The sequence below is a fragment of the Exiguobacterium sp. SH3S1 genome (assembly GCF_004337105.1).
GTDB classification, from domain to species: Bacteria; Bacillota; Bacilli; order Exiguobacteriales; family Exiguobacteriaceae; genus Exiguobacterium; species Exiguobacterium aurantiacum_A.
Window position 1 is genome coordinate 62,316 of record NZ_SJUW01000010.1, and the last position, 26,351, is coordinate 88,666.

At 50.1% G+C, this 26,351-nt stretch carries 26 protein-coding genes and 1 rRNA gene; 10 read left to right on the top strand and 17 right to left on the bottom strand.

The features are described 5' to 3' along the window. Positions 1 to 11 precede the first annotated feature (11 nt). From rplI to EVJ26_RS11475, 8 genes are all read right to left on the bottom strand, one after another. Positions 12 to 455: a 50S ribosomal protein L9 gene (rplI, locus tag EVJ26_RS11440; RefSeq protein ID WP_070329344.1), complete on the bottom strand. Its 444-nt coding sequence runs from the start codon at positions 453 to 455 to the stop codon at positions 12 to 14. Then, on the bottom strand, positions 452 to 2,443 hold the full coding sequence (locus EVJ26_RS11445) for a DHH family phosphoesterase (RefSeq protein ID WP_131457813.1): 1,992 nt from the start codon (positions 2,441 to 2,443) through the stop codon (positions 452 to 454). Before EVJ26_RS11445 ends, rplI begins: the two co-directional genes overlap by 4 nt. Positions 2,444 to 2,593: 150 nt before the next feature. Beyond that, the gene (gene rpsR / locus EVJ26_RS11450) at positions 2,594 to 2,824 is read right to left on the bottom strand and encodes a 30S ribosomal protein S18 (RefSeq protein ID WP_015880232.1); all 231 of its coding nucleotides are present in this window, start codon (positions 2,822 to 2,824) and stop codon (positions 2,594 to 2,596) included. A gap of 41 nt (positions 2,825 to 2,865) precedes the next feature. Next, positions 2,866 to 3,381, bottom strand: a complete 516-nt coding sequence (gene ssb / locus EVJ26_RS11455; protein ID WP_131466046.1) for a single-stranded DNA-binding protein — start codon at positions 3,379 to 3,381, stop codon at positions 2,866 to 2,868. A 37-nt stretch (positions 3,382 to 3,418) separates the two neighbouring features. Next, positions 3,419 to 3,706: a 30S ribosomal protein S6 gene (rpsF, locus tag EVJ26_RS11460; protein ID WP_016509090.1), complete on the bottom strand. Its 288-nt coding sequence runs from the start codon at positions 3,704 to 3,706 to the stop codon at positions 3,419 to 3,421. Between the two features lie 130 nt (positions 3,707 to 3,836). After that, a complete protein-coding gene (gene ychF, locus EVJ26_RS11465) occupies positions 3,837 to 4,937 on the bottom strand; it encodes a redox-regulated ATPase YchF (protein ID WP_131457814.1) in 1,101 nt (366 codons plus the stop codon). A 153-nt stretch (positions 4,938 to 5,090) separates the two neighbouring features. Then, complete coding sequence (locus EVJ26_RS11470; RefSeq protein ID WP_016509068.1) at positions 5,091 to 5,294, bottom strand: DUF951 domain-containing protein; 204 nt, start codon at positions 5,292 to 5,294, stop codon at positions 5,091 to 5,093. Continuing rightward, the gene (locus EVJ26_RS11475) at positions 5,284 to 6,222 is read right to left on the bottom strand and encodes a mechanosensitive ion channel family protein (protein ID WP_131457815.1); all 939 of its coding nucleotides are present in this window, start codon (positions 6,220 to 6,222) and stop codon (positions 5,284 to 5,286) included. The genes EVJ26_RS11470 and EVJ26_RS11475 overlap by 11 nt, the downstream gene beginning before the upstream one ends. Before the next feature lie 170 nt (positions 6,223 to 6,392). On the opposite strand from EVJ26_RS11475, the gene yyaC reads away from it, so the two are divergent. Beyond that, the gene (gene yyaC, locus EVJ26_RS11480; protein ID WP_070329339.1) at positions 6,393 to 7,019 is read left to right on the top strand and encodes a spore protease YyaC; all 627 of its coding nucleotides are present in this window, start codon (positions 6,393 to 6,395) and stop codon (positions 7,017 to 7,019) included. Here the strand turns inward: yyaC and EVJ26_RS11485 are convergent. From EVJ26_RS11485 to mnmE, 5 genes are all read right to left on the bottom strand, one after another. After that, positions 6,992 to 7,774 (bottom strand): ParB/RepB/Spo0J family partition protein, encoded by a 783-nt coding sequence (locus EVJ26_RS11485; RefSeq protein ID WP_131457817.1) that lies wholly within the window; start codon positions 7,772 to 7,774, stop codon positions 6,992 to 6,994. The two genes, yyaC and EVJ26_RS11485, sit on opposite strands and share 28 nt — an antisense overlap. A gap of 42 nt (positions 7,775 to 7,816) precedes the next feature. Beyond that, a complete protein-coding gene (gene noc, locus EVJ26_RS11490; protein ID WP_070329337.1) occupies positions 7,817 to 8,695 on the bottom strand; it encodes a nucleoid occlusion protein in 879 nt (292 codons plus the stop codon). A 79-nt stretch (positions 8,696 to 8,774) separates the two neighbouring features. Beyond that, the gene (gene rsmG, locus EVJ26_RS11495; RefSeq protein ID WP_070329336.1) at positions 8,775 to 9,491 is read right to left on the bottom strand and encodes a 16S rRNA (guanine(527)-N(7))-methyltransferase RsmG; all 717 of its coding nucleotides are present in this window, start codon (positions 9,489 to 9,491) and stop codon (positions 8,775 to 8,777) included. A gap of 4 nt (positions 9,492 to 9,495) precedes the next feature. Further along, positions 9,496 to 11,382: a tRNA uridine-5-carboxymethylaminomethyl(34) synthesis enzyme MnmG gene (mnmG, locus tag EVJ26_RS11500; RefSeq protein WP_131457818.1), complete on the bottom strand. Its 1,887-nt coding sequence runs from the start codon at positions 11,380 to 11,382 to the stop codon at positions 9,496 to 9,498. A gap of 15 nt (positions 11,383 to 11,397) precedes the next feature. Further along, positions 11,398 to 12,777, bottom strand: coding sequence for a tRNA uridine-5-carboxymethylaminomethyl(34) synthesis GTPase MnmE (gene mnmE, locus EVJ26_RS11505; protein WP_131470513.1), 1,380 nt, complete (start codon positions 12,775 to 12,777; stop codon positions 11,398 to 11,400). 170 nt (positions 12,778 to 12,947) lie between these two features. Here mnmE and EVJ26_RS11510 point away from each other — a divergent pair, with 170 nt between their 5' ends. Then, a complete protein-coding gene (locus EVJ26_RS11510) occupies positions 12,948 to 13,124 on the top strand; it encodes a nucleotidyltransferase domain-containing protein (RefSeq protein ID WP_131470515.1) in 177 nt (58 codons plus the stop codon). Positions 13,125 to 13,142: 18 nt separating this feature from the next. Here the strand turns inward: EVJ26_RS11510 and EVJ26_RS11515 are convergent, their stop codons facing one another. The 4 genes from EVJ26_RS11515 to rpmH form a co-directional block, all read right to left on the bottom strand. Beyond that, the gene (locus tag EVJ26_RS11515) at positions 13,143 to 13,685 is read right to left on the bottom strand and encodes an HdeD family acid-resistance protein (protein WP_131468562.1); all 543 of its coding nucleotides are present in this window, start codon (positions 13,683 to 13,685) and stop codon (positions 13,143 to 13,145) included. 119 nt (positions 13,686 to 13,804) lie between these two features. After that, positions 13,805 to 14,665 carry a membrane protein insertase YidC gene (gene yidC, locus EVJ26_RS11520; RefSeq protein ID WP_131457821.1) on the bottom strand — a complete coding sequence of 287 codons (861 nt, stop codon included), beginning with the start codon at positions 14,663 to 14,665 and terminating at the stop codon, positions 13,805 to 13,807. 103 nt (positions 14,666 to 14,768) lie between these two features. Beyond that, entirely contained in the window at positions 14,769 to 15,122 is a 354-nt protein-coding gene (gene rnpA, locus EVJ26_RS11525; protein ID WP_070329331.1) for a ribonuclease P protein component, read from the bottom strand. Positions 15,123 to 15,279: 157 nt separating this feature from the next. Beyond that, entirely contained in the window at positions 15,280 to 15,414 is a 135-nt protein-coding gene (rpmH, locus tag EVJ26_RS11530; RefSeq protein WP_083274156.1) for a 50S ribosomal protein L34, read from the bottom strand. 778 nt (positions 15,415 to 16,192) lie between these two features. On the opposite strand from rpmH, the gene dnaA reads away from it, so the two are divergent. From dnaA to EVJ26_RS11570, 8 genes are all read left to right on the top strand, one after another. Further along, complete coding sequence (gene dnaA, locus EVJ26_RS11535; RefSeq protein ID WP_070329330.1) at positions 16,193 to 17,566, top strand: chromosomal replication initiator protein DnaA; 1,374 nt, start codon at positions 16,193 to 16,195, stop codon at positions 17,564 to 17,566. A gap of 197 nt (positions 17,567 to 17,763) precedes the next feature. Then, positions 17,764 to 18,903: a DNA polymerase III subunit beta gene (gene dnaN, locus EVJ26_RS11540; protein ID WP_070329329.1), complete on the top strand. Its 1,140-nt coding sequence runs from the start codon at positions 17,764 to 17,766 to the stop codon at positions 18,901 to 18,903. Positions 18,904 to 19,037: 134 nt separating this feature from the next. Further along, positions 19,038 to 19,253 carry a S4 domain-containing protein YaaA gene (gene yaaA, locus EVJ26_RS11545; protein WP_070329328.1) on the top strand — a complete coding sequence of 72 codons (216 nt, stop codon included), beginning with the start codon at positions 19,038 to 19,040 and terminating at the stop codon, positions 19,251 to 19,253. A gap of 1 nt (position 19,254) precedes the next feature. Then, complete coding sequence (gene recF / locus EVJ26_RS11550) at positions 19,255 to 20,373, top strand: DNA replication/repair protein RecF (protein ID WP_070329327.1); 1,119 nt, start codon at positions 19,255 to 19,257, stop codon at positions 20,371 to 20,373. Positions 20,374 to 20,427: 54 nt separating this feature from the next. After that, positions 20,428 to 22,356 (top strand): DNA topoisomerase (ATP-hydrolyzing) subunit B, encoded by a 1,929-nt coding sequence (gyrB, locus tag EVJ26_RS11555; protein WP_131457822.1) that lies wholly within the window; start codon positions 20,428 to 20,430, stop codon positions 22,354 to 22,356. A 22-nt stretch (positions 22,357 to 22,378) separates the two neighbouring features. Then, positions 22,379 to 24,964 carry a DNA gyrase subunit A gene (gene gyrA, locus EVJ26_RS11560; RefSeq protein ID WP_131468564.1) on the top strand — a complete coding sequence of 862 codons (2,586 nt, stop codon included), beginning with the start codon at positions 22,379 to 22,381 and terminating at the stop codon, positions 24,962 to 24,964. Positions 24,965 to 25,025: 61 nt separating this feature from the next. Next, positions 25,026 to 26,015: an HD-GYP domain-containing protein gene (locus EVJ26_RS11565; protein WP_131457824.1), complete on the top strand. Its 990-nt coding sequence runs from the start codon at positions 25,026 to 25,028 to the stop codon at positions 26,013 to 26,015. A gap of 225 nt (positions 26,016 to 26,240) precedes the next feature. Then, a 16S ribosomal RNA gene (locus EVJ26_RS11570) occupies positions 26,241 to 26,351 on the top strand; the annotation flags it as partial.

The following is a 26,351-nucleotide window of genomic DNA, read 5'->3' on the forward strand; positions in this document are numbered from 1 at the left end:
CTACCTCGCCTTCAAGCTTCTTGAACATGTACGTTTAACAGTGCCGTGACGTCATGGTGCAACTTCACGGGCACTTTTGTGAAACCGAGCGCTTTGATCGGATGTTCAAGTTCGATTTTACGCTTATCGATCTTGTAACCCATCCCTTTGAGCGCTTCACCGATCTGTTTACTCGTTACCGAGCCGAAGACACGGCCACCTTCGCCTGATTTCGTCTTGACGACGATCGTCTCTTTTTCAAGCTTGTCTTTCAACTGTTGTGCGGCTTTCAGCTCTTCTTCGGCTGCTTCCTCGGCACGGCGTTCTTTCGCTTGAAACGCCTTCAAGTTGCCTGGTGTCGCCTCGACTGCCAAATTTTGCTTGAAGAGTACGTTTTTTGCGTAAGCATCGGCGACGTTTTTCACGTCCCCTGCCTGTCCTTGACCTTTAACATCTACTTTTAAAATGACTTTCATTCCGATTCCTCTCCCTCGTTTTCATCTGTCGTGTAATGATCGATCGCTTCTTTTAACAGCTGTTTCGCCTCGTCGCGACCCACGTTCAACTGCGTGGCCGCGTTCGTCAAGTGGCCGCCTCCGTCGAGCATCTCCATGATGACTTGAACGTTGACGTCGCCGAGCGAACGGGCACTGATCCCGGTCCGACCGTCTGGCAAGATGGCGATGACGAACGACGCCTTGACGCCTTCCATGTTCAGGAGTTGGTCCGCCGATTGGGCGATCAACACTTGATGATGGGCCTCGTCGTCTGAAGCGACCGCGATTGCCATACCGCCTGCATAAATGTCGGTATTCTCTAAAATATGCGACTGTTCGATATAAGAATCGAGGTCTTGCCGCATGAAATGTTGGACGAGCACGGTGTCCGCTCCTTGAATCCGGAGGAATGAAGCGGCATCAAACGTCCGCGACCCGGTCCGGAGCGTGAACCCTTTCGTATCGACCATGATTCCGGCAAGGAGCGACGTCGCCTCTAAAATCGACAGTTTGCGGGTACCCGCTTGATATTCAATCAACTCTGTCACGAGTTCACACGTCGACGACGCGTAAGGTTCCATGTAGACGAGCACCGGGTCCTCGATAAACTCTTCGCCGCGACGATGATGGTCGATGACGACGACTCGTTCGGCCCTGTCTAAAAGATCCCGTGAGATGACGAGTGAGGGACGGTGCGTGTCGACGATGACGAGAAGTGTCTGGTCATCGATGAGCGGTTGCGCCTCAAACTCCGTCAAAAAGTGGCTGTACAAGTCTTCATCATTCTCGACTTCGTGGACGAGCCGTTGAATCCCGACACTCGTCTCGCCGGCCGGGATGACGACGTACGCCTCACGACCGACAAACTCAGCGAGCTTCATGATTCCAATCGATGCGCCGAGCGAATCCATGTCCGGGTTTTTATGTCCCATGATGAGGACACGGCTCGACTCTCGAATCAAATCACGCATCGAGTTCGAGATGACGCGGGCACGTACCCGCGTCCGTTTCTCGGTCGGATTCGTCTTGCCGCCGAAGAAGCGGACTTTTCCGTTATGACGTTTGACGACGACTTGGTCACCACCGCGCCCGAGCCCTAAATCGAGGCTCGATTGGGACAAGTTGCCGAGTTCGGTCAGCGTCGTCTCGCCGCAGCCGATTCCAATCGAGAGCGTGAGCGGAATTTTATGTTCCTTCGTCGCTTCCCGGACCTCATCAAGAATCGAGAAGCGATTGGTCTCGAGTTCCGAGAGCGTTCGTTCGTTCATGACGAGGAAAAACCGGTCGGCAGCCGTCCGACGCATATAAATGTGATATTTTTGCGCCCACTGGTTCAAGAGAACGGTCACACGGCGGTTGATTTCGCTGCGGACCTGTTCATCGACCGCAGTCGACATCTCATCGTAGTTGTCTAAGTAGAGGACGCCGATCACTGTCTGCGTTTCAGAGTACTTCTGTTCAATCTCCGCCTCGTCCGTCATATCGAACAAGTACAGCGTTTGATATTCCTTATTGTACAGGACACGGTATACACGGTCCCCGACTTCAATCGTCGCCTCGTCCTCTTCCTCCTCGATCAACTCCGTAAAGGCCGAATGAATCGAGTCGATCGAGATGCCCAGTTCCATCTCAAGTTCAAAGATGAGTCGGGACTGTTCATTGAACCAACTGATGCGCCGGGTCTCATCGAATATTAGAATCCCGATCGGCATACTCGTGAGCGCTTCTTTGCCGACATCCTCAATCCGATGTGAGAGCGAGTGGACATAACGTTCCCACGCTTTGCGTTCTCGCCGGATCGTCACTTGCTGATACGTGAAGAAGATCAGCGTGCCCACGAACAGGGTGATTGCCGCCACAATGCTGTAGAACGCCAATCCTAACGAAACGAGCATTCCAATCACATACGGAATCGCGTAACGTGCGTATTGGTTCTTCACTGATGTTATTGCTTCACCACTGTGCATGTGTGCCTCCTAAAATGAGTGCCTAGCACTCATGATGTCTAAATGGTTTCTGCTCTATCATACCATATCTGCCGGTTTCACTTACACTCCTACGTGGAGACAGAAAACAAAAAAACGACTTACCCCAAAGGATAAGCCGTGTGTCAAACATTACTCTGCAACGTATGGAAGCAAAGCCATTTGACGTGAACGCTTGATAGCGACAGTAAGTGGACGTTGGTATTTCGCTGAAGTACCGGTCACACGACGTGGAAGAATTTTCCCACGCTCTGAAACGAAGCGCTTGAGTAATTCTACGTCTTTATAATCGATATGAGTGATGTTGTTCGACGTAAAGAAACATACTTTACGACGACGACGACCTCCTGGACGACGTGCCATGTGAAGACCTCCTTTATTAGTTTAGTTTCGAATCGACGCGATCAAAATGGTAGATCGTCATCCGATAAGTCGATTTTGCCGCCACCCGAGAACGGATCTGCTTCAAAACCTTTGTTTGAAGATTGGTTTGAGGACTGAGATGAAGTCGAAGAAGCGGCTGCGCCCCATCCTGATCCACTTGACTCACCACCACCGAAAACATCTCCCGCTGGTGCTGTATCACGTTGCGCTGAGGCACCGCGTGGTTCAAGGAAGCGTACGCTATCTGCTACGACTTCTGCCCGGTAACGACGTTGGCCATCTTGACCCTCGTAACTACTGATTTGAAGGCGACCGTCTACGCCGGCCATGCTGCCTTTTTTCAAATATTGCGCCACGTTCTCTGCTTGTTTGCGCCAAACGACACAATCAATAAAGTCCGCCTCACGCTTCCCATCTTGTCCAGTAAATGGACGATCGCAAGCGAGAGTGAAGCGAGTTACGGCGATTCCGCTCTGCGTATAACGCATTTCTGGATCGCGTGTCAATCGACCAACTAACACAACTCGGTTAATCATCTCAAAGCTCCCCTTTCACAATATGAAGCGTCAAGAATCAACGCTCATCTTTAGTTGTCATTTGACGGACAACGTCATCAGAGATCTTCATGAGACGCTCTGTTTCTTGGATCGCTTTAGGTTCAGCAGTGATGCTAAGAAGAACATAGTATCCTTCGCGCATTTTGTTGATCTCGTAAGCGAAACGACGTTTACCCATATCTGTTGTTTTTTCAACAGTACCTCCGTTTTCAGTGATGACGTTGTTAAAACGTTCAACCAACGCTTTTTTAGCTTCCTCATCAACTGATGGACGGATAATGTAAAGTAGTTCATATTTACGCATTATCTTTCACCTCCTCTTGGACTAGCGGCTCCTACCGGTTGCAGGAGCAAGGAGCAAACAATTGTTTTACTCACGTCATAATATACTATCAAACTTATTTGCATTTTACAATACGTTTCAAGGAAATGTCTTAAACATTGAAGCGGAACGTGACTACGTCGCCATCTTCGAACACATATTCTTTACCTTCTGAACGCAACTTGCCTTGCTCTTTGACGAGTGCCATGTTGCCGGCAGCCGACAAGTCTTCGTACGAGACGACTTCTGCCCGGATGAATCCACGCTCAAAGTCCGAATGGATGACGCCGGCACACTGAGGAGCCTTCATCCCTTGTTTGAACGTCCAAGCACGGACTTCTTTCTCACCTGCCGTGAAGTATGTGGCGAGACCTAGCGTCGAGTACGCGGCATGGATCAGCTGATCGAGGCCAGACTCTTCAATCCCGAGGTCTTGTAAGAACTCAAGGCGCTCTTCTGGCTCAAGCTCAGAGATTTCTTCCTCGATGCGCGCACAGATGACGATCACTTTCGCATCTTCCGTCGCGGCGTGTTCACGCACGGCTTGCACGTACTTGTTGTTGTCCGAGTCCGCGACTTCGTCTTCGCTCACGTTCGCGACGTAAAGCATCGGTTTCATCGTCAACAGTTGGAAGTGTTTGACGATCGCGAGTTGGTCTTCCGTCAATTCGGCTACACGGGCCGGGCGCTCTGATTCGAGGACCGCTTGAACGATCTCGAGTGCTTCAAGTTCTTGGGCGGCCCCTTTATCTTTTGACTTCACCATTTTTTGAACGCGCGTGATGCGCTTGTCGACAAGTTCGAGGTCCGCCAAGATGAGCTCGAGGTTGATTGTCGTGATGTCATCGATCGGCGACACTTTACCGGCGACGTGGGTGATGTTGTCATCTTCAAAACAACGGACGACTTGGCAAATCGCGTCCACTTCACGGATGTTGGCTAGGAACTTGTTCCCGAGACCTTCTCCTTTTGATGCTCCTTTGACGATTCCGGCGATATCTGTAAATTCGAACGCTGTCGGTACCGTCTTCTTCGGTTTGACGAGTTCTGTCAACCGGTCCAAACGCGCGTCCGGTACTTCGACGACTCCGACGTTCGGGTCGATTGTAGCAAACGGATAGTTGGCCGCTTCTACACCTGCTTGCGTGATGGCGTTAAATAATGTCGATTTCCCGACGTTCGGTAACCCGACGATTCCTGCTGTTAATCCCACTTATATTTCCTCCTCATCCGGTGTTTCCCGGGAAATGTTGATCCGTCTGTGGAGTGGGTACGTTCAGTACACCACACCGTCACATCCTTCACAATTATAGATAGTCCTCGATTAAACCGCAACTCACGGTTGCAACATAGATAAGAACGCCACTTATTCAGCGGCGTTCTCTTGTTTAAGCACTTTTTTCAAACGTTTGTCAAAGTCACGTCGCGGCATTAAGACGCTCGCTCCGCAGCCTTGACATTTGATTCGGATGTCCATCCCGACCCGTGTGACTTGCCAACGGTTCGTCTGACAAGCGTGCGGTTTCTTCATCTCTACAAAATCGTTTAACTCATACGATTTAGCCTGCATTTTCGGGCGCTCCTTTAGTCGAAGTCGTTGGAGGCATCATGACCGTGCGTGGATATGGAATTTCAATCCCGCGCTCATCAAGTCCGGCCTTCAACTCTTTATGCAAAATCCGGCCTGCCGCGAAATGTTGCGTCGGCGGCACTTCGGCCATGAGACGGTACACGACTTCCGACGGTCCGAGCGACTGCACGCCGGCGAGTGTGATCGGTTCGATGAACAGATCGTGATACTTTGCCTCGACCGCTTTCGCGATTTCTTTCAGCGCTTTTTCGACCCCTTCTACCTCTTCCTCATAAGCGACCCCGATATCGACGACAGCGACGCTGTTCTCAAGCGAGTAGTTCGTCACTTGCATGATTTGACCGTTCGGAATGATCGTCACTTGTCCGTTCAATCCTTTAAGTTTCGTCGTCCGGATGCCGACTTCGATGACGGTCCCGTCGACTTGTTGGTTCAAGTTCACGTAGTCCCCGTTCTTGTACTGGTTCTCAAAAATAATGAACGCGCCTGTGATGACGTCTTTGACCAAGTTTTGGGCACCGAACGAGATGGCGAGACCCGCGACCCCGGCCGATGCGATCAAACCAGCGATATTGACCCCGAATTGACCGAGTACGGTCAAAATCATAATGAGCCCGATCACATAACGGATCGTGTTTTGCGCCAGTTTCAAAAGCGTTTCATTTTGCCGTTGCGCCACGATGTTATCTTCATGGATTTTACGTAACGTGAACACGCGCTGGACCATCGACGTCAATATTCTTGTCGCCGCATACAACGCCACGATGATGAGCACGACCCCGGTCAGCTTAATCCCAAGGGCGATCCACATCTCTGTGTCTTGAAAATACGCGACGAAGCGGTTGACGTTATTAATCGTCTCGTCGGCCACCGTACTTAAATCTGTTTCTGTATTCTGTGAAGCCATGTTGTCACCTCTAAAGTCATATATTCTAACCCATCAAACCATAATTGATGACTTTTCTCAAACCCTACATCCGGACGTTATAAGTTTCCTTGTTCCGGGAATGGGTTAATACGATATCCTTCCGCAAATGCAACTAGATCACAAACAGCTTAGAAGAGAGGATGAGATTCATGCCGTTTCGCCTAAAACCTCATAAACCATACTCTTTCTTCATCGAACATACTGAACGGAGTGGATCCAAACTTTTTGCTGACCAGCTTCACGAACAGTTGGCGAGCGAGACACACCGTCCGATCGTTCTCGTCTGCATCGGATCCGACCGTTCGACCGGAGATTCGCTCGGTCCCCTCGTCGGTACGTTTCTCGAGGAAAAAATGGTTCGGAACTTGCACGTCTACGGAACACTCACGAAACCGGTCCACGCATTAAACCTAGTAGAAACGCTCCATGAGATTCAGACACGCTTTCACCGTCCGCTCATCATCGCCATCGATGCCTGCCTCGGCCGCTTATCGAGCGTCGGTTACGTCTTCTTCTCGGAAGGCCCGCTCGCACCGGGCGCTGGCGTTCAAAAAGAACTCCCCTCGGTCGGCGAATACAACATCAAGGCGGTCGTCAACGTGAGCGGCTTCATGGAGATGATGATTCTACAAAACACGCGTCTCCACCTCGTTTACGAACTGGCGCGCTTCGTCACCGCCGGATTCGTCGAATTCGATTCGCGAATCGGAAACATCCACCATGAAGAGGCTGCGTTCACAAGACTTCGTCAATCACGTGACGAATCAAAATCTTGAGGTGACAACAGCGTCAACAAATGTTCCAAGTCTTCCTGCGAAAAATATTTCAACTCGAGGACGCCGCCTTTTCGACGTGACCGAATCGAGACATCCATTTGAAGACGTTCCGCAAGCACGGCCTCGACGGCTTCGACGTCGGCGTCTGAGCGTTTGAGCGTCTTTTTTTCTGTGCGCTCTTTTTGCAAATGGCGCTCGAGCCGGCGGACCGTCCACTGCTCAGCAATGACACGTCGCGCGATTTGTTCCATCGCCGCCTCCGACTTCATGCCGGTAATGGCACGGGCATGACCCATCGTCAGTTCCCCGACCATGACCGCGTGTTGGACCGCGCTCGGCAGTCTCAGGAGCCGGAGGCTATTCGTCACATGGCTCCGGCTCTTCCCGACACGTTCGGCGAGCTGTTGTTGCGTCAGCCCTAACGTCTGCATGAGTTGCTCATAGGCGAGCGCTTCTTCGATCGCGTTCAAATCAGCCCGTTGGATGTTCTCGATGAGCGCGAGCTCCATGACCCGATCCGAGTCGGCCGTCACGATGAGCGCCGGAATATCTTCCTTTCCGGCAAGCATCGCCGCCTGATAGCGCCGCTCGCCAGCGATGATCTCATAATAGCCGCTCGCCTTACGGACGACGATGGGCTGCAAGACACCGTACCGTTCAATCGATTGTCGCAGCTCTTCTAGCTTCTCGGCTTCGAATTGCTTCCTTGGTTGGTTCGGGTTGGGACGGATAAATTTGAGCGCTAACTTTTCCATCGTGACGCCTCCTTGTTCATGAATTATAAAAAAAGCACGAGCTCACTTTTGTGGCCGTGCTTTTGGGATTCGGATTCGAATTTCAACAAACTCTTCTTCATCGACTTCTTCGGTTTGAACTTCGATACCGGTTTTCCCGATCAGATCAATCGAGTCACGGATCGTGTTGATCGCGATTCGAGTGTCTCGGGCAAAACTTTTCGTCCGCCGGCGTTGCTTCTTCGGTTTCCGTTTTTCTTCCTCAATCGGCGTCGTCAGGAACGCGACACGTTGTTCCGTCTCTTTGACGTTATAGTCTTCTTCAAGGATCTCCGTGAGTACTTGAATTTGCAGCAACTCTTCTTTGAGCGGCAAGAGCGCCCGGGCATGTCGTTCGTTGATTTGACGGTCACGTAAACATTGTTTGACGTCGTTCGGCAGCTTCAAGAGGCGTAGCTTGTTCGCGATTGTCGACTGGCTCTTACCGAGGCTCTTCGCGAGCGCGTCTTGCGTCAACTGTTTCATCGACAACAACCGGTCATACGCTTCCGCTTCTTCAATCGGGCTAAGCTGTTCGCGTTGTAAGTTTTCGATGAGCGCCAAGGCGGCCGTTGTATCGTCATCCATGTCACGGACGATGGCCGGAATGACGGACCATCCTAACGATTTGACCGCGCGAAAACGACGCTCCCCAGCGATGATCTCATAGCGGTCCCCTTCCGCCTTACGAACGACGATCGGCTGAAGCAATCCGTGCTCTTCGATCGTGACGGCCAACTCTTCAATCTTAGCCGGTTCAAATACTTTACGCGGTTGATAACGGTTTGGAAGAAGTAATGCTAAAGCGATTTCTTGAACCGTGTCGTTCGGTTTAACTTGCGTCATTTCCGTGACGGCCACTTCTTGACGACTTCCGAACAGTTTAGCAAATGTTTTCTTCAACGTCGGCACCCCTTTATGTAAAAAATAAGCAGATTCCACCACTGGAATCTGCTTTTAGTTTCACGTGAAACAAGAATACTCAGATTAGCGGCTCTTTCGCCGGCGTTCCCGCTTTACGCGGATATTTCCCGGGCGTTTTACGTAATTTATCTACAATTACGATATTACGCTCACTCATCTCTCCTGGCAATAGGAACTGGTGTGTCGCTTTTACTTTCCCACCGAGCACCGCCAAGGCATTCTTCGCGTCCACAAGTTCGTCGGAAACTTTCGCGGCTTTGAGCGCCACGAACGTTCCGCCGACTTTTGCGAGCGGTAGACAGTACTCGGCGAGCACCGTCATCCGCGCGACGGCACGGGCCGTCACGACATCAAATTGCTCACGGAATTTTTTATTTTTCCCGAACTCTTCGGCGCGTCCATGGTGGAACGCGACGCCATCTAGCTCGAGAGCGAGGGCGAGTTCGTTCAAGAACGTGATGCGCTTGTTGAGCGAATCGACAATCGTTACATGTAAGTGCGGGAACAAGATTTTGAGCGGTAAGCTCGGGAATCCTGCCCCGGCGCCGACGTCACATACCGTCTCGACGGCCGTGAAGTCGAAATGAAACGCAGCGCTCAGCGAATCATAGAAATGCTTCAAATAGACTTCTTCTTTATCCGTGATCGCCGTCAAATTCATCTTCTCGTTCCATTCGACGAGCATCTCGAAATACCGTTCGAACTGGGCGAGTTGTTTCTCGCTCAGTTCGAACCCTTCTGCCTGTAAGGCTTCAATAAATTGGGATTGATTCATCGTCTCACTCCACCGTTGCGTATTGTCCCTGCTCGATATAGACAAGAAGAATCGATACGTCGGCCGGGTTCACCCCGGAAATACGTGACGCTTGTCCAATCGAGAGCGGACGAACTTGTTTCAATTTCTGTTGTGCTTCCGTCGCAAGACCACTGATCGCGTCATAGTCGAGCTTCTCAGGGATGCGCTTCTCTTCCATACGACGCATTTTTTCGACTTGCTCGAGCTGTTTCGAGATGTAGCCTTCATATTTCACTTGAATCTCGACTTGTTCAGCCACTTCGAACGGCACTTCGACCAGAGCCGGTGCAAACCGCGTCAGCGTCGCGTACGTCACTTCGGGCCGCTTCAACAAGATGTTGGCATGTGCTGCTTCTTTGAGCGGGTTCGCCCCGACTTCTTCCAAAATCGCATTCACTTCAGCCGACGGTTTGATCACGAGCGACTGGAGCCGCTTCACTTCCGCAGCGATGGCTGTACGTTTGTCTTCAAGATTTGCATGGCGCTCAGCCGACAACAAACCGACTTCGTGTCCGATGTCGCTGAGGCGAAGATCGGCGTTATCGTGGCGAAGGAGCAAGCGATATTCGGCACGTGACGTCAGCAGACGGTACGGCTCGTTCGTCCCTTTCGTCACGAGGTCGTCGATCAAGACACCGATATACGCTTGCGACCGGTCCAAGATGACCGGGTCTTTCCCGAGCACTTTGCAGGCGGCGTTCATACCGGCCATGATACCTTGCCCGGCTGCCTCCTCATATCCGCTCGTCCCGTTGATCTGCCCAGCCGTGAACAGACCGCTGACCGCCTTCGTCTCGAGTGTCGGCCACAGTTGCGTCGGTACAACCGCGTCGTATTCGATCGCGTAACCGGGGCGCATCATCTCTGAGTTTTCAAGACCCGGGATCGTCCGGAGCATCTGGTGCTGGACGTCTTCCGGCATGCTCGTCGAGAAACCTTGGACGTAGATTTCTTCCGTGTCGCGGCCTTCTGGCTCGAGGAAGATTTGATGACGCGGCTTGTCGTTGAAACGAACGACTTTATCTTCGATCGACGGACAGTAGCGTGGCCCTGTCCCTTTGATCGCGCCCGAATACATCGGCGAACGATGCAAGTTCTCGTCAATCAACTGGTGCGTCCGCTCGCTCGTATACGTGAGCCAGCACGGGATCTGTTCGATCGGATTGAGGTCGGTCGACGTGTAAGAGAAGAGCGACGGGTTCTCGTCCCCCGGCTGAATCTCCGTTTTTGAATAATCGATCGTCTTCCCGTCGATTCGCGGCGGCGTACCCGTCTTGAAACGAACAAGTTCAAGCCCGAGCTCTTCGAGATGCTTCGACAGCTCGACAGAAGGCATTTGGTTGTTCGGACCGCTCTCATAAGACAGTTCTCCGATGATGATCTGTCCGCGCATGAACGTACCGGTCGTGACGATGACCGCGTTCGCCCGATACTCCGAGCCTGTGTTCGTGATGACACCGCGTACTTGCCCGTCTTCGACGATGAGTCGCTCGACGAGTGCTTGACGAAGCAACAGGTTCGGCTCGTCTTCAAGCACTTTCTTCATGTGATTTTGATATTGGAATTTGTCCGCTTGCGCCCGTAACGCACGCACCGCTGGACCTTTTGATGTGTTGAGCATTTTCATTTGAATATATGTCGCGTCAATCGCTTTCGCCATCTCGCCTCCGAGGGCATCGATTTCACGAACGACGATCCCTTTAGCGGGACCTCCGATCGACGGATTGCAATACATAAACCCGACCATGTCCGGGTTCATCGTGAGCATCGCTGTCTTCGCGCCCATGCGCGCCGATGCAAGTGCCGCTTCGATCCCCGCGTGACCGGCTCCGATGACGATGACGTCAAACTCGCCTGCCGTGTAAGCCATAGTGTTTCCTCCTTCTTATTTCCCAAGACAAAACTGTGAAAACAGTTGATCAATTAAACTTTCCTGGACCGTGTCCCCATTGATTTCCCCGAGCGTATCCCACGCCCGACGTAAATCGATTTGGACCATGTCAATCGGCATGTTCATGCCGGCGCTACCGAGCGCTTCATCGATTTGCTCGATCGTTCGTTTAATGAGTTGAATGTGTCGTGCGTTCGAGATATATGTCATATCTTGCGACTCGACGCCTTTGGCGAAGAACAAGTTCGAAATCGCCTTTTCAAGCGCATCGATCCCTTCTTCCAATAATAGCGATGTAGCCACAATCGGGCGCCCTGCCGCTAATTTCTCTAGCTTAGAAGAATCCATGTTTTGTGGCAAGTCTGTCTTGTTGATGATGATGATCGCATTCATGCCGGCAATCGCCTCGAATAGCGCCTCATCTTCGACCGTCAAGCCCTCATGACCGTTCAAGACGAGCAAGATGAGATCGGCGCCCGCAAGCGCCTTCCGCGATTTTTCGACACCGATCCGTTCGACGATGTCTTCCGTCTCGCGAATCCCGGCCGTATCGATCAGCTTGAGCGGAACGCCTTTGACGTTCACGTACTCTTCGATCGTGTCGCGCGTCGTTCCCGCGATTTCCGTGACGATCGCCTTCGTTTCCTGGACGAGCGTGTTCAACAGCGAGGACTTGCCGACGTTCGGCCGTCCGATGATCGCTGTCGCGAGACCTTCGCGCAAAATCTTTCCTTGGCGAGCCGTTTCGAGCAGTTGTTCGAGCACACGTTTCACTTCGCCCGCCTTCTCTTCAACGATCGCTTGCGTCATCTCTTCAGCATCGTACTCTGGGTAATCGATATTGACCTCGACGGCTGCGATCGTTTCAAGCAACAGTTGACGCAAATCGCGGACGAGCCGCGACAAACGACCTTCCATCTGTGACATCGCCACGGTCATGGCGCGGTCGGTCTTCGCCCGAATCAAATCCATGACCGCTTCCGCTTGTGACAAGTCGATGCGGCCATTCAAAAAGGCGCGCTTCGTGAACTCGCCTGGTTCTGCCAATCGAATGTTCGGTTGTTCGAGGATCAGCTCGAGGACACGATTGACCGCGATGATTCCTCCGTGACAGTTGATTTCGACGACGTCTTCTCGCGTGAACGTCTTCGGCGCCCGCATGACGCTGACCATCACTTCATCGATGACCTCGTCTGTGCCAGGCCGTTTCAGTTTTCCGTAATGAATCGTGTGCGAGTCCACTTCCGTCAAGTCTTTGCCCGCGAACACGTTCGCCGTCGTCTCGACAGCCTTGTCACCGGACAAACGGACGATTCCGATTGCCCCTTCACCCATCGGCGTCGAAATGGCTGTAATCGTGTCAAACTCTAGCATAATCTTCCCCTCCCATACTTCAAACATCTTTATCTATCATATGCATAACGCACCTACTATACACGATATTTAGCTCGAACGAAAGGGTCCGACCTTTACGTTACAAGTTGCTTTTTCAGTTTTTACTTTTGTACAATAGCGGAATATATTTCCAAAGGAGGCACGACGGAATGAGACAACTTGAGGCCATTTCTAAACTGACGGACGTGTTACAGCAAGACGAAGCCGTTCAAGCGATTTTTCTTAAAGGATCGTTTGGACGCGGGGAAGGCGATGAGCATTCGGACGTCGACCTTCATGTCATGGTCGCCCCGGATTGGCTCCAATGCGAAAAGAGCCGCCTGTGAAATCAGGCGGCTCTTCGTTCATCCGTGCTGGCGTCTTGCAGACCGAAGCGTGAAATAGAGTACTAATTCGATGAGACCGACGGCAATTAAAAAGCCGCCGAACAATTGAAACAAGACGAGTAAGCTGTCGAACGGGTTCGCCAGCATGAGTAGCCCGATCCCGATCCACAACAAGCTGCTCAATAGAAAGAACATCCACCGACTCGCAATCGTCTTGCGAAAACCAACGGCTTGAATGAGCCGGATGAGCCCGCCAAACAAGAACAAGAAACCGATGAAGAGCGGCAAGAGGCTGGCTAACGTTTCAGCGAAGAAAAAGACGATCAAGGCAATCAAGATATAGACGATCCCCATAAAGAAGGATGGCGGCAACCCATCTTTTCGTTGGCGAAGACCTTGGAACAACACCCAAAGACCGAGCACAGCAAAATAACCGGCGACGAGATAAACGATGACGTCAAAGAAAAAGCGCGGATTAAATAAAATCAGTAACCCGATCAACAAATAAATACCGGCTTGGACTAACGTCGAACGCTCAAGCCGTTTGATCAGCGTCTCCATTAGGAATGCTCCCTTCTTGATTCAGATAATTGGTCCTTAATCCTATTCCCGCATTTTATCCACAATACTTCTCTTGTCACAAAAAAAGGCTGTGGATCATTTATCCACAGCCTCAACGTTTATTTGCGTTTTTTCTTTTTGTTCTGTTTTTCTTCTTCTGCGAGTACCGCACGCTCTGCTTCTTTCGCAGCGATTTTCGCCTCAGCTTGAACTTTCATCTTCTCACGCATCGGCAACATGATCGCCATCGTCACAATGATTGAGATGATGTAACCGACGACCCAGTACATCGAGAGGGCTGCCGGGAGGGTGATCGACATGACGAAGATCATGACCGGGAAGATATAAAGCATCATCTTCAACTGCGGGTTTTGTTCTTGCCCCGCCATTGAGATTTTTTGTTGGGCATACGTCAAGATCGCAGCAAGGATCGGCAAGATGAACGTCGGATCCGGCGCACCAAGGTCGAACCAAAGGAAACTTGCTTCAAAGATTTCAGGTGTCCGACGAATCGCATCATAGAATGCGAACAAGATCGGCATTTGAATCAAGATTGGCAAACACCCTGCGAGCGGGTTGATTTGGTAGTCTTGATACATCTTCATCATTTCTTCTTGCAGTTTACGCTGTGTCTCTTGGTCTTTCGAGCTATACTTCTCACGAAGCTTGAGCATTTCCGGCTGCAACACTTGCATCGCACCCATACTCTTCGTCTGCTTGATCATGAGCGGTAAGATCAAGAGGCGGACGATGATCGTCGCAATGATGATCGAATACCCGTACTGCCAAGTGCCGCCGATTAAATAAGCCGCTTCTTTTAACAACCATGCTAGTGGCCATACAAAGTATTGAGACCAGAAGCCTTCCGTTTCAGCCGTGATCGGCTCTCCTTGGATTGTCGATGGATCGACACATCCGGCCATCAACAAGATGACACCAGTCATGACGGCCAATAATCCTAATTTCAGGTTTTTGCTCATAATTCCTCCTACGCTTTCTGTATCGATTCTTTTAGTTGCGTCACACGTCTATCGGTCAATCCTAATTAGTTCGCGTTATATATGAAAGAACGAGCTCGGATTGTTATGATCGATCGACTTGTCTCTGTTGCCAAACTTTAGCTCGTTTGAAGACATGCTTCAAGCTTTCCGTCACTTCATCTTGCGAGAGCGACGTCGCCGGTTTACGAGCGATGATGACATAATTATGCGGAGCTACGTTCGGTTCGAGCAAGCGAAGCGATTCACGCATCAATCGTTTCATTCGGTTTCGTTCCACTGCGTTCCCTAACTTTTTGCTGACAGAAAGTCCAACCCGGAAATGCGCTTGATCCGCCTTCTGCGTGTAGACGACAAACTGACGATTAGCCACGGAGCGTCCTTCGCGAAACACCGCTTGGAACTCTTCATTCTTTTGGAGGCGGTATTCTTTTTTCAAAATTCTCACTCCATCCTTCGCTTCAAAAATCGTCACCTAACATCATATCATATCCCATTCATTTCAACGAGTGAGAATCAATTTTTTCCGTTCGATTCTGTGACGATAAAAAAAGATTGCCCGAGGATCAGTTCCCCGGGCAATCTTTTGATCTTTATTAGACAGTCAAGGCTTTGCGGCCTTTACGACGACGAGCTGCAAGAATGTTGCGGCCGTTTTTAGTCGCCATACGCGAACGGAATCCGTGAACTTTTTTACGCTTACGGTTGTTAGGATTAAAAGTTGGTTTCATGGTTAAAGCACCTCCTCAAGGTTAACGCTCTATTAGCAAGTTATAGTTTCATTTAAGGCAGTCTTTAAGATTATATAAACTGTTCTACCGATTGTCAATGGCATTTCAAGAGGTTTTCGAATCGGGCACGAATAGTTGGCAGCGATGGACTTGATCTCCCCAGCTAGACGGATCAGGCTAGACATCGATAAAATAGGGGACTAAACGAGACGCAACCTTTACATTTGAGCCGTCATTCCTTTACAAATAGCTTGATAAAGCCATTTTATCCACATATCCACCTAGTTATCCACACTTATATGTGTATAACTCCGTCTTTTTCAACAATTGTAACGTGTGGTTTCTTAAAATTCCACTTTCTTCTCTTACAAAAACAATACGTTATTTTCTTTCTCCCTCTTTTGTGCATAACTTTTTCATGACGGCTCGTTCACTTTAAGTTTATCCACAACATATCCACAGCTTATCCACACTGTCCACAGCATGTGGATAAGTGCCTGTGGATTGTTTTTTAAATCTGTGGATAAATGTCAAAAACCGTTGCCACGTCTATTTTATTTTGCTAAACTAAATGTGCACAACTCGTGGATGATATTTCATCAATTCCGAGATATACACAGCCTGTGGATAACTGTTATCCCCATAGTTAACACCTTGTGGATAACGTTATCCACAGTTTTTGTTTCCTGGGGATAAGCCTAGTTTCTACTATAAGAATAGTGAATGTGTATATCATGTGAATAAGTTTCGCCAATATGTGAGTAAAGGAGGTCTTTCATTGAAAAATGCTCGCGAGATTTGGAGAAATGTTTTATCTCTAATCGACGAAGAAGAACGAACACCAAAAGCTAGCTTTGACATGTGGTTGAAGTCAACGGAAGGAATTTCATTGATGGGAACGACACTCGTCGTATCTGCACCCGCTAGTTTCATTGTCACTTGGCTCGAACGTCAGTACTTGTCATTACTGCAAGATACGGTTGAGGAAGTGACGAACAATCGACTTGAGATTCATTTTATCGAGGAGTCGCAAGCGCACAAGTATGCTCCTGCCGAGGGATCAAAAGAAGCGATTGCCGCTACAGAAACGAGAGAGCAGCCGGTTCCAGTACGATCAAAAGAGGAAGGGAACCTCGGTCAATTAAACGATAAGTATATCTTTGAAACGTTCGTCATCGGTTCGGGCAACCGGTTTGCCCACGCTGCCTCACTGGCTGTGGCCGAAGCGCCTGCGAGAGCTTACAACCCGCTCTTCATCTATGGGGGAGTCGGACTTGGAAAGACACACTTGATGCATGCGATCGGTCATTACGTGAAAGGGCAGAAGCCAGGCGCACGAATCGCCTACGTTTCGTCGGAAAAGTTTACAAATGAGTTCATTAACTCAATCCGCGACAATAAGACAGAGGAGTTCCGTAACCGTTACCGGAACATCGATGTTCTATTAATAGATGACATTCAGTTCTTGGCCGGGAAAGAACAGACGCAAGAAGAGTTCTTCCACACGTTCAATGCGCTCCATAACGATCAAAAACAAATCGTCATCTCGAGCGATCGGCCGCCTAAAGAGATTCCGACGTTAGAAGATCGTCTCCGATCTCGGTTCGAATGGGGACTGATCACGGATATCACGCCGCCTGACCTCGAGACGCGGATCGCGATTTTACGGAAGAAAGCGACAGCTGAAGGGCTTGATATCGCCAATGACGTCATGCTCTACATCGCGAATCAAATCGACACGAACATTCGTGAGCTTGAAGGCGCACTTACCCGCGTCGTCGCCTATGCGAAGCTGGTCGCCCGGCCGATTGACCCTGATGTCGCTGCCGAAGCGCTCCACAACATCATGCCGGTGCAAGAGGCGAAGAAGATTGTCATCCGTGACATCCAAGAGATCGTCGGTCATCACTTTAACATCGAGGTCGATGAGCTCAAAGCGAAAAAACGGACGAAGACGCTCGCTTTCCCGAGACAGATCGCGATGTATTTATCACGCGAGATGACCGAGAGCTCACTCCCTAAAATCGGAGAAGAGTTCGGTGGGCGGGATCACACTACAGTTATCCACGCTCATGAGAAGATTAGCACGTTACTCAAGCATGATCCGGAGATGCAAGAGACGATTAAAACATTGAAGAAGGCGCTGTCGTAACCGTCTCATTCCTCTTGTGGATATCCTGTGGATAAACAAGCCGAGTTATCCACACGTTATTCACAGGCAGATTGGCTCAACACCAGTTGTTCAAGTGAGTTATCCCCACTATCCACAGCCCTTATTACTATTATGACTTAAATAATACTATTATTATTAAACTATATGACTCATTTCACTTAGGAGGAATTATCCACATGCACTTAACGATTCAGCGCGATGTATTCATGCAAGCCGTACAAGATGTATCAAAAGCTGTTGCTTCTAGAACGACGATCCCGATTTTGACAGGATTAAAACTTGAAGCCCATGCAGATGGATTGACGCTCACAGGAAGTGATACGGAAATTTCGATCGAACGATTGATCCCGGTCGAAGAGGGTGGAATCGAACTCATCCAAATCCAACGTGCCGGTAGCGTCGTCTTGAACGCCCGTTTCCTTGGTGAAATCGTCAAGAAGCTTCCGACGAACGAAGTCACACTCGAAGTCTCACCAAACTTCATGACGCGTATCGAATCAGGTCAAGCGGAGTTCCATCTGAACGGACTCGACCCAGACGAGTATCCACGTCTCCCTGAACTAGCTAGCGACCGCCGGTTCTATCTTCCGGCCGATTTGTTGAAGACGATCATTCGCCAAACAAGCTTTGCCGTCTCGTCGCAAGAGACACGGCCAGTCCTGACAGGTGTGAATTTCTCAGCTGAAAAAGGATTTTTGACATGCGTCGCGACGGATAGCCATCGGTTAGCACTGCGCCGGGCCCGTTTTGAAACAGATGACGATTTGACGTTCCAAAACGTCGTCGTACCTGGTCGTTCGCTCAATGAGCTCGCGAAATTACTCGACCGTGAAGAGTTGCCGATTGAAATCGTCTTGACGGACCAACAGATTCTATTCCGTCTGAAAAACATTTCGTTCTTTTCACGTCTTCTTGATGGAGCGTACCCAGATACGTCTCGCTTGATCCCAGAAGAATATCGGACTGCAGTTCGTTTGAATGCGAAAGATTTCTTACAGGCGATTGATCGTGCATCGCTGTTGGCACGTTCGGATCGCAACAATGTCATCAAGTTCGTGGCTGAAGAAGCGAACACGGTCGAAGTCTCTTCACACTCGCCTGAAGTCGGGAAAGTGTCCGAGCGGGTCAGCATCTTATCGCTCGAAGGTGAAGAACTCAAAATTTCGTTCAACTCGAAATTTGTCATGGATGCGCTTCGTGCGCTCGATGCGACGGAAATCGAGGTTCAATTCACAGGTTCGATGCGCCCGTTCATTTTGCGTCCGGTCGAACAAGATAGTGTCCTTCAGTTGATTTTGCCAGTCCGCACATCGTAATCAAGATGGAGCGAATCGGGGATGATGAGGTGTTTCACCTTATCATCCCTATTTTTGCCTTATTCGACGTTTTTCGATAAACTAATATGTATGGCGATTTTTTGTGAAAAGTATGAAGGAAAGGAAGTGACGACATGGAAAAAGTGTCGATTACGACCGAGTATGTAACACTCGGACAATTTTTAAAATTAGCTGATATTATTTCAAGCGGAGGCCAAGCGAAATTCTTTTTGGAAGACGTTGAGATCAAAGTGAACGGCGAGGTCGATCAACGCCGCGGCCGTAAACTCCGCGACGGAGACAAGATTGAAGTCGAGGGCTACGGGGACTTCCAAATCGAGGGGAACTAACGTGCACTTATTGTCGATTCGACTGCAAAACTACCGCAACTACGAAGCCCTTGAGCTAAATTTTTCAGAACAGACGAATGTTCTCATCGGTGAGAACGCCCAAGGCAAAACGAATCTGCTCGAATCGATTTACGTACTTGCGCTCGCAAAGTCGCATCGGACGACGCAAGACCGTGAACTGATCGGGTGGGAAGCGGAAACGGCCATCGTCGAGGGTCGGATCCATAAACGTACCGGTGAAACGGTACAGTCGCTGAGCTTTTCTCCGAAAGGGAAAAAAGCGAAACTGAACCACCTCGAGCAACGACGGCTCAGTGACTACGTCGGAGCGTTCAACGTCGTCTTGTTCGCGCCAGAAGATCTTGCAATCGTCAAAGGCAGCCCTCAAGGAAGAAGACGTTTTTTAGATATGGAAATCGGACAAGTCAGTCCGATTTACTTACATGACTTGAATCAGTATTTGAAAACACTGAAGCAACGGAATGCATTTTTAAAACAACTGTCGATTAAAGGTGGGGACGAGACATTGCTCGAAGTGCTCACCGACCAACTGATTGAGCTTGCCGTCAAAATCGTCTCCAGGCGCCACCATTTTATCGATCAACTCGAGAAATGGGCCGGACCGATCCATGCAGGAATCACTCGGAACTTAGAAACGTTGACGATTCAATACGTCTCGGACACGTTTCAAAAAGAACGTCACACGAAAGAACAGATGTTTGAAACGTATCGGCAAAAGTTTGATAAAATAAGAGAGAACGAACGAAGAAGAGGTGTGACCTTGTTCGGTCCCCATCGCGACGACTTCGAACTGTACGTCAATGATCGGAACGTCCAAACGTTCGGTTCACAGGGCCAGCAACGCACGGCGGCCTTGTCGTTAAAACTAGCGGAGATTGAACTGATCCACGAAGAGGTCGGGGAGTATCCGCTGCTGTTGTTAGACGACGTCTTATCTGAATTAGATGATCATCGCCAAACCCATCTGCTTGATACGATGGGGCAGAAAGTCCAAACGATTATTACGACGACCAATATCGATGGAATTGCTCACGAAACGATTCAACAAGCCAAGTTGTTTCACGTGAAACAAGGTAAAGTTGAGACGGAATCTGTCTAACGTACGACCAATCCTTATGAACACCAATTCATGTATAGTAGGTGAATGAAACCGATGAGTAACGAAAATGAAAAACAAATGCAAGATTACGGTGCCGATCAGATTCAAGTGCTTGAAGGGTTAGAAGCCGTTCGTAAACGCCCAGGGATGTATATCGGTTCGACGGGTTCGCGCGGGCTCCACCACTTAGTGTGGGAAGTCGTCGACAACTCGATTGATGAAGCGCTCGCCGGTCATTGTGAAACGATTACCGTGACGATCGAACCAGGCAACTCTGTCGTTGTCGAAGATGATGGCCGGGGGATTCCGGTTGACATTCAGAAAAAGACAGGACGTCCTGCCGTTGAAGTCATCTTCACCGTTCTCCACGCCGGAGGTAAATTTGGCGGCGGTGGATATAAAGTGTCGGGTGGTTTGCACGGAGTCGGGGCGTCCGTCGTTAACGCCTTGTCGAAGAAACTCGAAGTATTCGTACGCCGAAACGGTAACGTCTACTATCAAGCGTTCAAACGCGGCGCCCCTCAAGGTGAGCTCGAGATTGTCGGTACGACAGACACGACCGGTACGACGGTTCGTTTCTTCCCAGATGGAGACATCTTCGACGAAACACTCGAATACGATTTTGATCTTCTAGCAACGCGCTTGCGTGAACTTGCTTTCTTGAACAAAGGACTTCGCATCGTCGCAAAAGATGAGCGGGGCGACGAAACGATTGAGCGAAACTATTGTTACGAAGGCGGGATCAAGTCTTACGTCGAGCATTTGAACCGTTCGAAGTCTTCGATCCACGATGAGCCGGTTTATGTACACGGTACGAAAGACGGGATCGAAGTAGAAATCGCGCTGCAGTACAACGAAGGGTTCTCTAGCAATATTTACTCGTTCACAAACAACATTCCGACACACGAAGGCGGGACGCACGAGACCGGGTTCAAAACGGCACTGACACGGGCGATCAACGATTACGCCAAACGCTTTGGATTGATGAAAGAGGCTGATGGCAGTCTTTCCGGCGACGACGTGCGTGAAGGGATGACCGCGATCGTCTCGGTCAAACACCCGTCACCGCAGTTCGAGGGACAGACGAAGACGAAGCTCGGTAACGCTGACGCCCGTACGGTGACAGATTCACTCTTTAGCGAGACGTTCGAACAGTTCTTGCTTGAGAACCCGTCGGTCGGCCGACTCATCGTCGACAAAGGGCTCATGGCAGCCCGTGCCCGCCTCGCGGCCAAACGCGCCCGTGAAATGACACGTCGTAAAGGCATCCTTGAAGTCAGCTCGTTGCCAGGTAAGCTGGCCGACTGTTCATCGAAGGACGCATCGAAATCTGAACTGTACATCGTCGAGGGTGACTCGGCCGGTGGATCAGCCAAGTCAGGACGCGACCGTCATTTCCAAGCGATTTTGCCAATCCGAGGTAAGATCATCAACGTCGAGAAAGCAAGACTCGATAAAATCTTAGCCAACCAAGAAGTTCGGACAATCATCACGGCACTTGGGACCGGGATCGCCGACGAATTCGATCTCGGCAAGGCGCGTTACCATAAGTTGATCATCATGACCGATGCCGACGTCGATGGTGCCCACATCCGGACACTGTTGCTGACGTTCTTCTATCGTTACATGCGGCCACTTATTGAGAGCGGCTACGTCTACATCGCCCAGCCGCCACTCTACGGTGTAAAACATGGTAAAGAGATTGTTTACGTCCAAAACGACCGCGAACTCCAAGAAGCAATCAAACGACTTCCTGAGAACGCGCGCTATAGTGTACAGCGCTACAAGGGTCTCGGTGAGATGGACCCGGAACAACTTTGGAGCACGACGATGAATCCAGAGTCTCGCTCGATGCTTCGTGTCGACCTTCAAGACGCCATCGAGGCAGATGAGGTCTTTGAGACGCTCATGGGCGACAATGTCGAGCCGCGCCGTGACTTTATCCAGTCACACGCACACTACGTGAAAAACCTCGATATTTAAAAAGAAGGGTAGGCAATAACGAATGGCAGAACAAGAAAATATCAAGGATATAAATATTAGCCAAGAGATGCGGACGTCGTTCATGGACTACGCGATGAGCGTCATCGTGTCGCGTGCCCTCCCGGACGTACGAGATGGTCTCAAGCCGGTTCACCGCCGTATCCTTTACGCGATGAACGAGCTCGGGATTCGTGCCGACAAGCCCCATAAGAAGTCTGCCCGTGTCGTCGGGGACGTCATCGGTAAGTATCACCCACACGGTGATTCAGCTGTTTACGAGACGATGGTTCGGATGGCACAAGACTTCAGTTATCGCTACGAACTCGTTGATGGCCACGGAAACTTCGGGTCCGTCGATGGAGACTCGGCAGCGGCAATGCGTTACACGGAAGCCCGGATGTCGAAAATCGCGATGGAACTCGTGCGCGATATTGGTAAAAACACGATTGACTATCAAGCAAACTTTGATGGTGAAGAGAAAGAACCAGTCGTTATGCCGGCCCGTTTCCCGAACTTCCTCGTCAATGGTACGAGCGGGATCGCGGTCGGGATGGCGACGAACGTACCACCACATAACTTGAACGAAGTAATCGATGGCGTGCTTGCGCTCACGCACAATCCGGACATCACGATTTCAGAGCTCATGCAGTACATTCCGGGTCCGGACTTTCCGACGTCTGGTGAGATTTTAGGACGCAGCGGTATTCGCCGGGCGTATGAGACAGGTCGCGGATCGATCACGATGCGCGCGAAAGCCGAGATCCAAGTGTTGAAGAACGGCCGTGAACGCATCCTCATCCATGAAATTCCGTATCAAGTGAACAAGGCCCGTCTCGTTGAAAAGATTGCTGACCTAGTTCGCGACAAGAAAATCGAGGGCATCACAGACCTTCGTGACGAGTCGGACCGAAACGGAATGCGCGTCGTCATCGAGGTACGCCGCGATGCGAACGCAAGCGTCATTTTGAACAACTTGTATAAACAGACGCCGATGCAAACGACGTTTGGGGTGAACATGCTCGCGCTCGTCGGAGGACGTCCGAAAACGCTCAACTTGAAACAAGCGATCTATTATTACATCGAACACCAAAAAGAAGTCGTTCGGCGCCGGACGCAGTTCGACCTCGATAAGGCAGAAGCGCGTGCGCATATTCTCGAAGGTCTCCGTGTCGCGCTCGACCACCTCGATGAAGTCATCGCCATCATCCGCAGCACGCGGACCGGTGACGAGGCCCGTGAGAAATTGATTGCTCGCTTCGGACTATCAACAGAGCAGACACAAGCCATTCTCGATATGCGTCTCCAACGGTTGACCGGTCTTGAACGCGAGAAGATCGAAGGCGAGTATCGCGAGATCCGTACGTTGATCGAAGAATTGCGTGCGATTTTAGGGGATGAGGAACTCCTTCTCGAAATCATTCGCAATGAGTTGACTGAAATCAAAGAGCGTTACGGCGATGCACGTCGTACGGTGATTCGTACCGACATCATCGAGCTTGAGGATGAGGATTTGATCCCGGTTCGGGACATGATGATCGCACTGACGAGCGAAGGCTACATCAAATCGATTCCGAGTGACTCGTATCGCACACAACGTCGCGGCGGTCGAGGGAAACAAGGAATGGGTACGAATGACGAAGACTTCGTATTGCGCCTCTTATCTGCTTCAACGCACGATACGATCTTGTTCTTCACGAACTTCGGTCGCGTGTTCCGCTTGAAAGGATATGAGATTCCTGAGATGAGCCGAACCGCGAAAGGGATGCCGATTATCAACTTACTCCAAGTCGATAAGGGTGAGAAGGTCGAAACGATGATCCCGGTCGACTTTAATAGCTATTTGGCGGACAAAGCCATCGTTGAGGACGCTGGTGAAGGTTCAGAAGAAGAAGAAGTGGCTGATGAGCAATTGTCACTCGTGTTTATCACGAAGCACGGACTTGTCAAACGGTCACCGCTTTCTGCCTATGCCCGCATCAACAAAAACGGATTGCGTGCCATCAGCTTGAACGATAGCGATGAGCTCGTTACTGTACGTCTAGCGAAGAGCGACGACGAGATGTTGATTGTGACACACGCCGGGATGTCGATTCGCTTCCCGCTCGAAGGTGAGGTCCGTTCGATGGGCCGTACGGCTCGCGGTGTACGTGCGATTCGATTGAAGAAGGATGATGATCGAGTCGTTTCGATGGAAATTGTACGCCCGACACAAGACGTGCTCATCATCACGGAAAAAGGATACGGCAAACGCACAGCGATGGAACAATTCCGGACACAAGGTCGAGGCGGTTCTGGAATTATCGGAATCAAGACAGACCGCGGAACTGTCGTCGGGATGCGCGTAGTCGATGAAGATGATGACATCATGCTCATGACCGAGCTCGGTGTCGCGATTCGAATCGATGCCCAAACAATTTCGCAAATGGGGCGTAGCACGCGCGGTGTTAAAGTCATGAATATCGAAGATGGCGACCGCTTGGCGACAATTGCTAAACTGAAAAAAGATGAATTAGAAGATGAATTAGAAGAGGAATCGACAGTTGATGTGGAGAATGGGTTTGTTGATGAAGCACCCGAAGTTGGCCCATCGTCTGAAGAGACTGAGTAAGACGAAAAGGTTGAACGGTGCTTCCGTTCGACCTTTTTTCATATAATCAGGAGGGATGAGCATGCGACTTGCCATTTCAAACGTTCACGTTGGGATGACGCTTTTGACGTCAGTTTCTTCGTTAGAGGCAGGAACGAAACTGACAAACGAACATTTACGCTTGCTCCGTTTTTTAAAGGTAGGAGCCATTGATGTTGCTCCGGTCGAATGTCGCCATCTTACCCGCGACGAGGAAATCGATCTATGTGCAAAAGTGCTCCAATACGAACGGCATTACAATCAATGGGAAGAACGGATTGCCCCCAACCCTTACGAAGCGCTTGAATTCGTCCATCAACTGTTCAAACGTGAATATCCGCTATCGGCCGTCGTCACGTTCTTTACGAATCAACCACTTCGAAAAAATCATGTGATTCATCATGCGATTTATCGAGCTTTAGTAGCCAAGACGCTATCGAAATACCGAGGAGACGAACACCGCATTCAATTCGATTATGGTGTTGCTTCTTATTTCGCAGATGCGAGCTACGCTAAAATACGAAAATGGTCCCACATGCGCTATTTCACAAAAATGGAACGAGAGCTATTGTATCAGCACCCGCTCGTCTCGCTTACGATGTTACCGCAAGATCAGACACTTAGAGCCAGGGTCGGTAAATTGATTGCCGAACATCATGAGCGTTTAGACGGGTCAGGTTTTCCGAGTCGGTTAGAAGAACGAGCCCTTCATCCTGCATCACCGTTGTTCATCGTCGCCGACCGATTCTGCCAATTGACAGCCCCACGTACGTTCAGAGAAGCGTTGACACCAGAAGAGGCTTATTTTTATATGTGGCAAAATGAGGCATACGATGGGGAAGCGTTGACGCTCTTAGCTACACTGCTTGGCTTTTACGAAGTAGGACGGACTGTCTTACTGAGTAGCGGTGTGCGCGGAACGATTCAATGCTACACGCCGAGCGTGGAACAACCGGTCGTAATCTCTGAACCAACACAAGAAACATACGATTTATCTCAACTTGATGAGGTTCGAATCGTCGCTTTTCAGTAACCGTCTAGCGTGTTCCTTCTATATAGTGCCGTCGAAAGAATACGCTAGATATTATTCTTTCAAAATATTTTATTTTTATAGTTGACGAATATAATCACAGATGCTATTATTAATGAGTCGCTAAGAGCGGCAGACGAACTTTGAAAACTGAACGATGAGGCAAAAAAAGTTTTACAAGTTTTGATTGAAGCGCAAGCTTCGTCATTTTCAAGAGCTATATCAAATTCTTTGGAGAGTTTGATCCTGGCTCAGGACGAACGCTGGCGGCGTGCCTAATACATGCAAGTCGAGCGCAGGAAATCGACGGAACCCTTCGGGGGGAAGTCGACGGAATGA